Annotated in this window: 10 protein-coding genes; 6 read left to right on the top strand and 4 right to left on the bottom strand. The window is 44.0% G+C overall.

Features of this window, described 5'->3' with window-relative positions; translation table 11 throughout:
* The first annotated feature begins 9 nt into the window (after positions 1-9).
* Both KDU71_RS18790 and KDU71_RS18785 read left to right on the top strand, forming a co-directional pair.
* Positions 10-1227 carry a PNGase F N-terminal domain-containing protein gene (locus KDU71_RS18790; protein ID WP_212192650.1) on the top strand — a complete coding sequence of 406 codons (1218 nt, stop codon included), beginning with the start codon at positions 10-12 and terminating at the stop codon, positions 1225-1227.
* Positions 1228-1373: 146 nt separating this feature from the next.
* On the top strand, positions 1374-2282 hold the full coding sequence (locus KDU71_RS18785; protein ID WP_212192649.1) for a YitT family protein: 909 nt from the start codon (positions 1374-1376) through the stop codon (positions 2280-2282).
* Positions 2283-2388: 106 nt separating this feature from the next.
* Here KDU71_RS18785 and KDU71_RS18780 read toward each other — a convergent pair whose 3' ends face one another.
* Positions 2389-3939, bottom strand: coding sequence for a sulfatase (locus KDU71_RS18780; protein ID WP_212192648.1), 1551 nt, complete (start codon positions 3937-3939; stop codon positions 2389-2391).
* A complete protein-coding gene (locus KDU71_RS18775) occupies positions 3936-5021 on the bottom strand; it encodes an endonuclease/exonuclease/phosphatase family protein (protein WP_212192647.1) in 1086 nt (361 codons plus the stop codon). The genes KDU71_RS18780 and KDU71_RS18775 overlap by 4 nt, the downstream gene beginning before the upstream one ends.
* A gap of 297 nt (positions 5022-5318) precedes the next feature.
* On the opposite strand from KDU71_RS18775, the gene KDU71_RS18770 reads away from it, so the two are divergent.
* From KDU71_RS18770 to KDU71_RS18760, 3 genes are all read left to right on the top strand, one after another.
* A complete protein-coding gene (locus KDU71_RS18770) occupies positions 5319-6302 on the top strand; it encodes a LacI family DNA-binding transcriptional regulator (RefSeq protein WP_212192646.1) in 984 nt (327 codons plus the stop codon).
* Between the two features lie 39 nt (positions 6303-6341).
* Positions 6342-7430, top strand: coding sequence for an ROK family protein (locus KDU71_RS18765; RefSeq protein WP_212192645.1), 1089 nt, complete (start codon positions 6342-6344; stop codon positions 7428-7430).
* 88 nt (positions 7431-7518) lie between these two features.
* Positions 7519-8490, top strand: coding sequence for a type I phosphomannose isomerase catalytic subunit (locus KDU71_RS18760; RefSeq protein ID WP_212192644.1), 972 nt, complete (start codon positions 7519-7521; stop codon positions 8488-8490).
* A 172-nt stretch (positions 8491-8662) separates the two neighbouring features.
* Here the strand turns inward: KDU71_RS18760 and aqpZ are convergent, their stop codons facing one another.
* Both aqpZ and KDU71_RS18750 read right to left on the bottom strand, forming a co-directional pair.
* Entirely contained in the window at positions 8663-9352 is a 690-nt protein-coding gene (aqpZ, locus tag KDU71_RS18755) for an aquaporin Z (RefSeq protein ID WP_212192643.1), read from the bottom strand.
* Between the two features lie 531 nt (positions 9353-9883).
* Complete coding sequence (locus KDU71_RS18750) at positions 9884-12463, bottom strand: beta-mannosidase (protein WP_212192642.1); 2580 nt, start codon at positions 12461-12463, stop codon at positions 9884-9886.
* 242 nt (positions 12464-12705) lie between these two features.
* Between KDU71_RS18750 and KDU71_RS18745 the strand changes: the two genes are divergently transcribed.
* A complete protein-coding gene (locus KDU71_RS18745) occupies positions 12706-13698 on the top strand; it encodes a helix-turn-helix domain-containing protein (protein WP_212192641.1) in 993 nt (330 codons plus the stop codon).
* Positions 13699-13740: the final 42 nt, after the last annotated feature.

Below are 13740 nucleotides of genomic sequence, written 5' to 3'. Positions count from 1 at the left end.
AATAGAGCAATGATGAAGAATATAGTACTATTAATCAGTATGCTTGCGCTATGGAGCTGCGGGCCGAAAGTGATTCAGTCGGTTGGAGATAAGCAAATGGTTATTTTCGATAACGAGCATTTGTACTTTGATGGTGGTGCTTTTACCGATGAACTAACAGAAGCTGATAAGGTATATCGGATTATGGATGGCCGTATCCTGCTTAAAAAAGTAACATTCCCTGAATATAGTCGCGAAGTTGCCGCTTCTGTTAAAGTGACAGTGGCATCGGCTGGTGACCGTTGGGATAAGTCTGGTTCATTCTTTATTATCCCAAACAGTTCAATTACCAATTTTGTGTCGTTGCAAGCGGAAGGTGAACTGCCTGAGTTGACGGCTGAACAGGAAAGCCTGAAAGGAATTGTACCCGATGCTGATTACATGCCAGTGGTGGAGCTGATGCGTTTTATGACGCCTTTTGGGGTTGGTTTCTATAATGATAAGATGGATTTGCGGAAACCGGTTTATATTCCTCATTGGGAAGATAAGGTTGTTTGGGAGCAGGATGTAACCGACCGTCTCTCGCTTATCGAAGGCGAGGTTTGGGTTGGTATCTGGGTGGATACATGGACCAAGGAGGGCTATACTGTATCAGCTGAGATTAACTTTGATGAAACGGACTATTTATATGCACCAAAGCCTCAAACTAAAGTGCTATCACTGCTCAATACAATACCATATTACAAAGGCCAGAGGCATGTCGATTTATTTGCGCGAAAGGATTTGCTGGTGAGTGCAGCGGTGCCTGAAGGGGCTAAAAATGTGCGCTTGCACTATATCACCACAGGTCACGGTGGTCACTCTGGTGGCGATGAGTTTGTGAAGAAAACCAATATTGTTAAGGTAGATAATCAGGAGGTGATTAATTTTATTCCCTGGCGTGATGATTGTGCCGCTTTCCGTCGTTTTAACCCAGGATCGGGAGTGTGGTTGATCGAAGATACAGCCACCTATATCGATTGGGAAACCTGGAAATATAAAGAAAAAGTGATTGAAGAGCGATTGGCATCATCCGACTTGTCGCGTTCTAACTGGTGTCCGGGTTCCGATGTGGAGCCATTGGTGGTTGATTTGGCTATTCAACCAGGCGAACATCAGTTTACTTTCAGTATTCCTGAAGCGCAGGAGATAGATGGCGACGAGCTAAATCACTGGCTGGTGTCAGCCTTCCTTACCTGGGAGGAATAGCAAGTACGTGTGAAATAAAAATACAAAGCTCGCCTGCATTAAGGGTGAGCTTTTTTTGTGAATATGAAATTTGTCATTTCCCACTGTAGCAGAAGAGACGACCTTTGCGCGATTTTTTGCATGAACACAAAAATTTAAATTGAATTATGGCTTTTGTTACAAAGGAGAAGTTTTTATCCAAAGATTGGTTTATTACCTATGCTTATATATTGCTGGGTAGTTTCTTGTTCGCCATGGGTGATGTGCTGTTTGTGAACCCATACAAGCTGGCACCTGGTGGTGTTTACGGTATTGGTAACTTTTTGTACCATACCTTTGGTTTTAAAATTAGTGTTTCTGTCCTGTTCATGGAAGTGCCACTGTTAATCATTGGTACCATTATTTTGGGTCCTCGATTTGGTATTAAAACACTAATTAGTACTTTCTTAATAATGGGTTTTGCCTATATGTTCGAAACCTACTGGTGGGGCTACGAGGCATTTTTGCCCAATGATCCCATGTTAAATGCATTGGTAGCCGGTATTATATATGGTGTTGCCATTGGTCTGATCTTCAAATCACGTGCTACATCAGGTGGTTCAGACATCATTTCCATGATTCTGAATAAATACACGCGTATGTCATTGGGTAAACTGGTGATTATTGTTGACGGTACCATTACCATGTTAACCCTGTTTATGCCTGGTGATAATGGAATTGACTGGACACTTCCTATCTATTCATGGTTAGTTATCTTTATTGAAGGCAAGATTATTGATATGGTGATTGATGGATTGAAAGTGAATAAAACCTTATTCATCATTTCAGAAAAACATGATGAGATACAAGAGAAACTTTTGCACAATATTAAGCGTGGCGGGACCATGTTTTCGGCTATGGGCATGTATGAGGGTGTTGAGCGCAAAGTGATTTACACCACTATTACACGTCGCGAGTCAACCATCTTATTAAATCATATTGCGAAAATTGATCCTAAGGCCTTTGTGAATGTGATTGATAGTAGCCAGATACACGGTGAAGGCTTTAAGGCTATTGAGTCTGAAGTAGGGCATTAATATTATTCGAAAACCTGGCTTGAGGCTGGAAGTAATAACAAGAGGAGGTATTCTGGTTGAATGGCCTCCTCTTGTCGTTTAATAATGTCTCAGGTATAGAAAGTTGTTATTGGTGAATGTCACCCGCTTCATCAGGCCATGGAACTAATTTGCCTGTTGTTTTAGATGTTGGTCTTTGTGCGTCAACGCTTCTTAAGTAGTTGCCGAGTTTTAAGGCTAATTCATTCACTTTATCTGGCATTGAGGCAGCCAGGTCAGTGTGTTCTCCAATGTCTTCAGGTATATTAAACAGTTCGCATTGTTGGTTGGCATAGTAGTATATAAGTTTCCATTCGCCACTTCGTATGGTACTGGTGGCACCAATGCCTGGTCCTGTTGGGCCCCAGTTGTTGGGGAAGTGCCAAAATAAGTCGCGTTCTTGTTTTTTGTTGTTTTGCTCTAGTAGCATAGGAACAAAGCTCTTTCCATCTATTGTTTGTGGTGTTGAGAAGTTGTCAATACCAGCCATCTCTATGATGCTTGGGTAAAAGTCTTCAATAATCAGATAATCATCACAGATAGATTTTTGACTAACCTTACCAGGCCATTTTACGATCATTGGCTCCCGGATACCGCCTTCGTAGGCTGAACCTTTGCCACTTTGGAGCGGACTGTTGTGCGTGTGAAGCTCGCCGGCACGTGGGCGAAGACTAAAGCCACCATTATCTGACATAAACAAGATGATAGTGTTGTCAGTCAGCTTATTCTCGTCCAAATAATCCATCAGGTCAACCAGGCTTTTATCCATAGCTTCAATCATCGAAGCATATTTAGCTTCTGATTCAGGTAGGCCCATCTCAAGGTATTTCTGGTAGAATCGTTTATCTGCATTTAAAGGTATGTGAACCGCATAATGCGCCATATACAGAAAAAACGGCTTGTTACTGATGCGTGCCGAATCAAGCGCCTTTTTTGCTTCAATGGTCAATGCTTCAGTGATAAAGATAGAGTCGCCATGGTATTTTTCCAGGCCTGGTACGCCCCATGGTTCAGAGTGGAATCCTTTCTCTTTGTTGCCAAAGTTTTGCTCTCCTAAGTAACTGCCAAGTCCACCTGCAGCGTGACCGGCTATATTGATGTCGAAGCCGCAATTGAGCGGATTGGCCGATGGTGTGGTCATGGCTCCAAAGTGCGCTTTGCCACAATGGATGGTGAAATAGCCATTGTCTTTCAGTATCTGTGGCAGCATGGTGGCATAAGTCGACCGTTCAATGCTGTCAACGGGTTGCAAACCATTCACATTCCAGTCAGGATAGCTCAATATGGAGTCGGTAGCATCAACCGAAGCATTACGACGGAGGGTCCAGTTGGTCACCCGGTGGCGGGCAGCATTCATCCCACTCATTAAGCTCACGCGTGTGGGAGAGCACACAGAGCTGGCATAGGCTTGCGTGAAAATCATGCCCTCAGAGGCCAGGCGTTCCATGCCGGGGGTGTGGTAGCGTTTGTTGTAGGGTGTTTTCTTGTGCCAGAAAGGTACCGAAGTATCCTGCCATCCCATGTCATCCACCATAAACAGGATGATATTGGGTGATTGCTCTTTTGTTGGAGTACATCCTGATAGGAGCGCAACTGCAAAAAAGGATAGGAGGAAGTGTAGTTTGTGTATTTTCATCATTTAGAACTTAGTTTGAATGTTGCCAGAATAGCTTTGTGGTCTGTGGGCCAAATGGTCGCCGGGGGTATGATTGAATCACTCGATTGTTCCTGTACGCGTTCGTTGCGCACGATGGAGCCGCGTGGACCAACAATTGCTGCATCGATTAGTTGCAAATGGGGATGAGGCTGGTAAAAAATGAAGTCGATGCGGTCGCGGTCATCAGCTTCAGGTGCCCAGGCTAGTTTCTTAATGTCCACCAGTGGGTTGTCTGCCGGAAAAGTAAAGCCAGGATGGCTTACGGGATTAGGGTACATCTGTCGGTAGACATCAATAAATCCGGCCTGTTCGAGTCGTTTCGTGTTGTGCCATTCCATCACCACGCCATTGTGATCAAATAAATCCTTTGTGGTTTCAGTCCAGTCCAGGTGCGAAGGCTCATTAAAATCGCCTCCCAGTAGGGTGAGTCGACCTTTCTCATGTTCTATTCGGGCATCAGCGATAACGGCCTGGATGGCTTCATCGCGTTGCGATTGAAGATTGTCAGAGGCTATAATTTCGGTATCCGTTATAATGGAATCCAGTTTTTCCCAGGTAGAGCCATCGTAGCCGCGAGGAAGGTACAGGCTGCAGTTGCGGTAATCGAGGTGGGCGCTGTATAAAGCCACTTCTATTCCATCCATATTGATGATGGCTTTTGTGACTGAACCATGGTCGTCAACGGCTGGAAATAACATCTTTTGCGAAATAATTGGGTAGCGCGACAAGATGCCGCTGTCGTAACTGGTTTCAGAGTAGAAGGTGTGCCCGCGCTCTTTCAGGTCCCTGACCAGACGTTCGGCCAGACTTTGGTTGTTGTAGTTGCGCACTTCACTTAAGGCAATCAGATCCGCATCGAGGCGGATAATTTCATCTAATATTGCCGTATAGCCATTGGGAACAACGGTGCCTTCTTGCCAGATATTAAACTGAAGCACTTTCAGTTCCTTTTCTTTGATAGGCTGACAGCTTGTTAAAAGTGTGGGAAGTAAGCTGAGAAGAAGCATTGCTCCAACCAGTAATTGTCTATACTTTCTCTTTGGTGTAGGTAATTTGAGATGCATGATTTTATTTTTTAGCATTAACGAAGCGGAGCTTTTGCTTATTTTGTTGTTTCCTTTCTTTGAGGGAATAAAGATAGTATCTGAAAGGCAAAGTAAATTAATAAAATCGGACAAAAATCAATGGACTTTTGTAAGCATTATAATTTAATTCCATCGCGACAGATTAAATATGGCCCTGAGGGAGCTGAAATCGTGGGCAAAAAAAAAAAAAAGGGCTAGAACTACTTTATAATGCTTGTTTTGAGAACTTATAAATCTTCTCTATCTTTGTCATCTAACCGGTTTAGTAAAAGATAAGTGAAGCCTTCATTAAAAACCATAGCAGAGCAAGCAGGCGTGTCGAAAACAACCGTGTCGTTTGTGTTAAACGGACGGGGAGAAGAAAAGCACATCAGCACCGAAACCCAGAGGCGTATTCTGGAAACGGCACATCGTCTGAACTACCAGCCCAATCATCTGGCCCGCAGTTTAAGTACGGGGCGTTCCTATACCATTGGTTTTGTGGTGCCAGATATCTCCAATCCTTTTTTTGGAAAAATCGCCCGGTTAGTGGAAGCTTATGCAGAGGAGTTGGGGTATTCGGTAATGGTGGCAAGCACTGGCGAAAGGGCTGATAAAGAGCGTATGATACTCGAAGCCTTTAAAAACAGACAGATTGATGGTGTCGTGCTGGCTCCGTCTTCAGGCGAATCGATCAAATATACCAGTGATATGCCGCTTGTTTGTTTTGACAGAGTATTTTCAAAAGAAACCGGTAACACGGTAGATGTTAATAACCAGGAGACGGCATTTTTATTGACAGAGCGACTGATAAATAAAGGACACAGGCGGATAGCTCTAATTTCGTTAAGCTCTTTTCTGCCCAATATTGCAGCGCGCATCAAAGGCTATCAGGAAGCGCTTGAAAAAAATAACCTGAACCTGGATGAGCGTTTGATAAAAGACATTGATGAAAAGGAAAAGAATCGGGATGTAGTAGCAGCAGTAAGCGAATTACTGGCTATGGAAGAGCCTCCAACTGGATTTTTGTTCTTAAATAATGTGCTGGCTGCACAAGGCATCTGGACAATCAACCAACTATTTCCGCACTTGGCCGATAGCCTGCATTTTGCTTCATTTGATAACCTGGATTTGTTTGATTTTGCCTTGCCTAAGGTAACATCTGCCTTGCAGCCAAGCGAACGCATTGCTCAGGAGAGCGTGAAAATGCTAATGCATCAGATTGAACACAGGCACGCAATGAACGGGGTGTGTTTTTCAACTACAATAATTGACAGGTAAAAAATTTTAATCATTTACTAAAACGGTTAACTAGAAGATATGAGTAGTATTTATTTTGACAACAGAGTGGTGTTAACCCTCGATGCGGGAGGAACCAATTTTGTGTTTAATGCCATGCAGGGCGGTAAAACCCTGATTGAGCCAATTAAGAAAGATGCCAATGGCGACAATCTGGAGTTGTGTCTGCAAACCATGCTGGATGGCTTTAAGGAAGTGAAGCAGCAGTTAGGTGCAGAGCCGGTTGCTATTAGTTTTGCGTTTCCTGGCCCTGCAGATTATCCTAATGGCATTATCGGTGATTTGGGTAACCTGCCGGCCTTCAGGGGTGGTGTGGCCTTAGGCCCAATGTTGGAGCATCATTTTAATATCCCTGTGTTTATTCAAAACGATGGCGATTTATATGCCTATGGGGAGGCGCTTGGCGGTCTTTTGCCCGAAATTAATGAGCAGCTGGAGGCACAGAACAATCCGAAGCGATACAAGAACCTGATTGGCCTGACACTTGGCACAGGTTTTGGTGCCGGATTGGTGCACAATGATATTTTGATTGGCGGTGACAACAGCATTGCTGCTGAGGTGTGGAACATCAGTAACTCGGTTTCGCCAGAGCGCAATGCTGAGGAAGGTGTGAGCACTCGTGCTATTATTAATGTGTATAATGAGCTATCGGGCAATACCGAAGCCTTGATGCCAAAGGATATTTTTGACATTGCATCGGGTAATAAGGAAGGAAACAAAGAAGCGGCTATCACAGCATTTAGCACGTTTGGAAAGCACATTGGCGATGCTGTGGCTAACCTTGTTAACCTGTTTGATGGCTTGGTAGTGATTGGAGGAGGCTTAACAGGCGCCAGTCAATTTTATATGCCGGCCGTAATGGAAGTGTTGAAAGGACAGTTTGGTAATGGGCAGGACCGATTGGTACAAAAAGTCTATTGTCTGGATAATGCAGATGAGAAAGAGGCATTTTTAAATACCCAAACTCATCAAATTGAAGTACCTTTTACCAACCAGAAAGTAAATTATTCGCCTGAGCAGAAGGTGGCCGTTGCAACCAGTAAGCTGGATGCCAGCGAGGCCATTGCAATTGGTGCTTATGCATATGCCTTAAGTCAGCTGAGTAATTAGGATGATTTGTGTTGTTGCCCTATAAAGCAGGGTAGGCGTTAGCAATGAATTAACGATTTATAAAATAAACGAATAAGCAGAAAATAATATGTTGTATCCATTAAAATTTAATCCCATCTTGAAAGAAATGATTTGGGGTGGAAAGAAGCTTCCTCAGAAGTTAAATGTTGAAGTTGCTGAGGATGTGAAAATTGGTGAAAACTTTGCCGTTTCGGGCCTTAAGAATGATCAGTCGGTGGTAAGCAATGGTACTTTAGCCGGCAAGAATATGACTGAACTGATTGAGACCTATAAGGAGGATTTATTGGGAGCTAAGGTGTATCAGCAGTTTGGAACCAACTTTCCCTTACTGATAAAGTACATCGATGCGAATGATGATTTGTCCATCCAGGTGCATCCTAATGATGAGCAGGCTAAAATAAAGCACAACTCGTTTGGTAAAACAGAGATGTGGTATGTAGTGGATGCCGAAGCAGGTGCTGGGCTGGTGTCGGGTTTCTCTAAAAAGACAAGCGTCGATGAGTTTGAGCAGTACCATTCATCAGGTAAGCTGATGGAGTTGATGCAGAAGCACTCAACGACTGCCGGCGATACTTTTTTTATTCCGGCAGGTAAGGTGCACTCGATTGGTGCCGGTAACCTGATTGCTGAAATTCAGCAGACCTCAGATATTACCTACCGTATCTACGATTTTGATCGTCGCGATAAGTTTGGCAACCCACGCGAGCTGCATCACGAACTGGCTAAAGATGCCATGAATTATAGTGATGATGAGTCGGGAAAAGTTGCCTATGTGGCCAAAGCTAATGAATCGGTTGAGCTGGCTTCGTGTCAGTATTTTACCACGAATGTGCTGAATGTGACGGATAGCGTTAGCAAGGATTACAGCCAGCTCGATTCGTTTGTAATTTTGATGAATGTAGGTGGGCAATGCACCATTAAAGCAGCTGATGTAAGCATTGAGCTGAATGAGATGGAGGCTGCTCTGATACCTGCGTCTGTTGCTAAAGTAGAATTAGCAGCAGGTGATTCAGCTAAGTTACTGGAAGTTTATATCTAATCTGAATTTCAGTATTTAAACCGAATTCAGGTTGTAGAAAAATAGTTAGTAGTATGCCTTCTAACGAAGGATGTATTGATAGCCTTAAGACGCATGCGCATGCGTCTTAAGGCTTTTTAATGAAATATTTATTGCTTGAACCTATCGGGACTCCGTAAATCGGACTTGGACTTTACTCTTCTTCTTCTGGTGATAAGTATTTGTAAACAATGCCGGCCAGTATGGCACCAACGATGGGTGCTACCCAAAACAGCCATAGTTGTCCCATTGCCCAGTCGCCCACAAAAATAGCTTGCGAAGTACTCCTTGCGGGGTTAACCGAGGTATTGGTCACCGGGATACTGATGAGGTGAATAAGTGTTAAAGCCAGTCCGATGGCCACACCGGCAAAACCTTTAGGGGCTTTGGAATGCGTGGCACCAAGTATCACCATCAAAAACATAAAGGTCATTACCACCTCGCATATTAAGGCGGCTATCAATCCATAGCCATCAGGCGAGTGCTCGCCATAGCCATTGGCTGCAAAACCACCCAATTCGAATCCTGCCTTGCCGCTGGCTATCAGGTAAATGATTAAGGCTCCTGCTGTGGCACCAAGCACTTGAGCAATAATGTAGGGAATAATGTCTTTGGCATCAAAGCGCCCGCCGGCCCATAAGCCAATGGTAACGGCCGGGTTGAGATGACAGCCCGAGATGTGACCAATTGCATACGCCATGGTCAGAACGGTTAGGCCAAAAGCGATTGATACGCCCACAAAGCCAATGCCCAGTTCGGGATAACCGGCTGCTAATACGGCGCTGCCGCAACCGCCCAATACGAGCCACCAGGTTCCGAAAAATTCTGCTACTAATTTCTTCATGATTTAAGTGTTTGATTAACAATCATCAGCAATTTAGGGTGATATTGTTAATTATTCCACTATTGAGCTCACTCTCTTGTTTTTCGCTTTAGTAAGCCAGACGGCAGGTTTATGTTTCCATCACCATGGAGAGTCTTCCCATCGCAAAAGTAAAGCTTCCCATCGCCAAAATGGGCCTTCCCATCGGTAAGTTTGTGCTTCCCATTGCTATGGTGAGCTCTCCCATCGTACAAGCTGGGCCTCCCGTCACGAAAGTAGGGCTCCCCGTCGCCAAAGCTGAGTTTCCTGTCGGTAGTGATTATTAGTCAGTGGTCAGTAGATTGTAGATAGACAGAAGACAGAACACAGGTGGCAGATGGCAGGTGACAAGTGACCGATGAAGGAAGAGTGTTATGCGCCATAGGAATTGCTAGCGGCTAGCAGCCATTAGCTAGCAGCTTTTTTATCGCCAGATAAAACAAAAAAAAGAACGGTTCCTTATTACCAGGTGGCAAGAAAGAACCGTTCGTTGATGGATTGGAATATGAAATTTTAATAAGTGTCTTGTATCGTGCGTATTAAAAGCTGTTTTTGCAGGTTGTTAATGTCTTCTTTTGTTTCGAATACAATGGTCTTCGACTCGCCCGGCAACAGATCGAAATAGTTATCAGAGAACCAGCCTTCTGCCTCGTCGTAGCTGAGGTATAGGTTTTTGGCCAGCTTATCGGTCGAAACGGTTATCTGATAGCCTTTGGCTACTTTTTCAACTTTGGTGTTGATGTTTGGCTTGGGCAGTATTAAATCCTTGGCTTCTTTAAAGTAGCTGGTAGTTTCGTAAACCAGTTTATTATCAACAGATAGTTTGGTCGATAGTACCACCTGGCTGGTGTTAATGTTTTTCAGCAGCGATTTAAGTGCCTCTTTAAAAACGATGGTAGAGGTGTTTGCTTTGATGTTGACATCAGCACTATGAGACCACAGTTGCTTGCCTTCAAAATCAAGTATCTCCAAATTCAGTTGCGCGGGTGTGTCTTCAAACTTATCGGATACAGCATAAATCAGTAAATCGTCTGTTTTGGTATCGGGCACAGCCATAATGGGTGCAAAGGCTTTACGTGTGAAATACTGTAGCGCTTTCCAGTTGCCATAGTAGTCGATGCTCGACCACGATGCTACCGGCCACACATCGTTCAACTGCCAGTACAGGCTTCCCATGGTTGTTGGCATGTTAATGCGGTGCCCTTCAATACCCGTGCGGATACCTTCGGCCTGAAGCAAAAGACCAACATACAGGAACGATTCGAAATCTTTAGGATTGCGATAGTAATTATCCATGTATCGCTTAATGGCGCCATTGCCAATAAATGAGCGCTGGTGCGACTTCATCACCTCCGAGTTGATGTCGTAATCCTCCGGCAAGGCATATTTTTTCACCGTTTTTAGCTCAGGGAACGATTGGAAGCCATATTCGCTTACAAAACGGGCCGCGCCATCGTGGTAGGTGATAAATGGTACATCCTGGAACCAGATGCGCCAGTCGTGCTCATCGCCGTCAATTTTATTGGTGCGGATGGTGTCGCCGGCCTGTGGGCTCGATGCCCAGTATTGTCTGTCAGGATCGAATTCGTTAACTGCTGATGGCAGTACATCGAGGAAAATATCTTTGTAGGCCTGCCACATCGCTTTGGCGCCTTCTGGCTGCGTCTTCTCATTATCTTCCTTCCAGCCCCAGCCAAACCAGGCCGCTAAAATCTCATTGTTACCACACCAAAGTGCAATACTCGGATGGTTTCTCAGACGGCGCACGTTGTAATCGGCTTCGTGCTTGACGCTTTCCAGAAACTCAGGATGGCCCGGGTACATGTTGCAGGCAAACATAAAGTCTTGCCACACCAGAATACCGTACTTATCACACAGGTCATAGAAAATCTCTTTCTCGTAGATACCGCCGCCCCATACGCGCAGCATGTTAAAATGACAATCGGCAGCCGATTTAATGATGTGCTCGTATTTTTCTGGCGATACGCGGTCGAGGAATACATCATTAGGAATGTAGTTGGCCCCTTTCATAAACACCGGCTGGCCATTTAGCTTAAAATAGAATGAGCGACCTACCTCGTCGTCTTCGCGCACCAGTTCAATGGTTCTCAGTCCTAATGTGTGCTCAAAGCTCTCGGTGCCTGCACTGGTGCTTAGCTCACCTTCGAGCTGATACAAATGTGCTTCACCAAGGCCATTGCTCCACCAGCGTTGTGGGTTTTCAATCGTGAAGTCAATCGGATAGGTATGTGTACCTTTTTTTAGATGCACTTTTTTATTGGCCAGCTGCTGTCCATCAATATTAATAGCCAGTTGGGCAGTTTCATCGGCTGTGGCTTCAATCTCAAAGGTAGAGGTCAGCTTAGCTTCGCTGTCGTTGAGTACCTTTTGTTGTGTATGAATCGTTACCAGTTGAGCATTGTCCCAGGCTTTCAGTGTCACCGGCTCCCAGATACCGGAAGTAACCAGTCGAGGTCCCCAGTCCCAGCCAAACTGGTAAGGCGCTTTGCGCACGTGTGGGCTCACCCATTTCTCACCTGGCACCTGGCCAATCTTTGCCAAATCGTTGGCCGACGATTGCACCACATAGGGGTAGTTGTCGTATATATCTAAACCTACTTTGATGGGTGAATGAAAATAGACGCGTAAAGTGTTTTCGCCTTCGTTCAATACGTTTTTGCAATCAACCTCCCAGCCTCTGAACATGTTATCGGCTTTCAGAATGAGCTGGTCATTCAGATAAACATCGGCATAGGTGTCAAGACCCTCAAAGTTAAGGGCAATTTGCTCCTTGCTGTAGGTCGACTTGTCAATGGTAAAGGTGGTTTTGTATTCCCAGTCCTTCTTATCGATCCATTGCATGTTGTGCTCGTTCAGGCGGTAGAACGGATCTTCAATCAGTTCGTGGTTTAATAGATCGGTATGAACACATCCCGGTACACTGGCCGTGCGCCATTCGTTCTGGTCAGCTTCGCTAAACTGCCATCCCGAGTTCAATTCAATGGTGGTGGCCGACTGCTTTTTTATTTGAGGGCTGCAAGCCACCAACCCCGATAGGATAATCAATAAAAGTACGTTTGAAATTAGCTTCATATTTATGTCTTGTTTTGAGGGTAAAACTAATATCTGTTAAATTAAGACTATGGCGACAATTGTTTAAAAAGATAAACATATTCTCACTTGATAGCGAATTTGGCACAAATTGTCATGCTATATTTTTCTATATTTAGCAGGCTTATAAATATAGTCAGGATGTAGGTATGGTGGTAAAACTGATTGAAACACTCATCTTTTATGCATTAATAATGCTCGCTTTTATTCTTATTTCGAATCCGATGAAAGTTAATATCAGGGCCAATAGGTGGTTGGGGGTTTCTCTTATTTTCTGGGCTTCGTTTTGGTTCGAAGAGTTATGGTATAATATAGTAGGGGTTAAGGTTGAATTGAACAACTTTCTGGTTGTCAACTTCCTTCAGTTTTTAACACCAATAGCATTTTTTGTAAGTGTATCCTATTTTACTAATTCAAGCTATTCGTTGAGCAAGAATGTTGGGAAGTATATGATTATCCCGGCTTTTTACCTGACCCTATTATTCCTCAACCGTGAACTGGATGATAAATACCAGTTTGTACAGCTGTTGTTTGTTTTGGGCCACGCTATCTTTTACTTAGGGTATTCATTACTGCGAATTCATCAGCACCAAAAGGGAATTGAGCAATTTGCATCTTCTACACAGGAAATTAATCTGAGATGGTTGGTTTATATCATCATCGCTACTTTGTTTATGACCTTTGCTGTGGCGGTGTTTAACCTATTGTTTTATGAGCTGCCACTGAACCTGTTTATGAATGCCACCGTGTTGGGTGTGGTGTTTTTTATCGTGTATAATTCGCTTAAGCAACATCAGATTTTTCCTAAAAACAAGGCAACTGCCGATGTCAATGAGCAGGAACCTAAAAAACAGCTGATGGAAGAGGATAGGCTTGATGAGATCAAAGGCCGGCTTGAAGGACTGATGAGCGAACAAAAGCCTTACCTGGACAGTGATTTAAATCTGGTGAAGCTGGCTGATATGCTCGAAATAACATCGCATCAGCTATCGCATGTTATCAACAAGGGCTATAACGAGAATTTTTTCCAGTTTGTAAATAAGTTCAGGGTTGAGAAAGCGAAGGTGATGCTCATCGATAGTCAGAATGATAAACTCTCTATTTTAGGTGTGGCTTTTGAATCCGGTTTCAGCTCCAAGACTTCCTTTAATACTACGTTCAAGAAAATGACCGGCCAAACCCCTTCTGAGTATAAAAAAGCAGGTTCGACTTTGTAAAATATGTTTTGATTTGATGTAATTAACACTCTATCAATATTA

Origin of the sequence: Carboxylicivirga sediminis (genome assembly GCF_018156225.1) — a bacterium.
In the GTDB taxonomy this organism is placed as follows: Bacteria; Bacteroidota; Bacteroidia; order Bacteroidales; family Marinilabiliaceae; genus Carboxylicivirga; species Carboxylicivirga sediminis.
The sequence above is the reverse complement of the archived record's forward strand: the minus strand, read 5'-3'. Positions and strand labels throughout refer to the sequence as shown.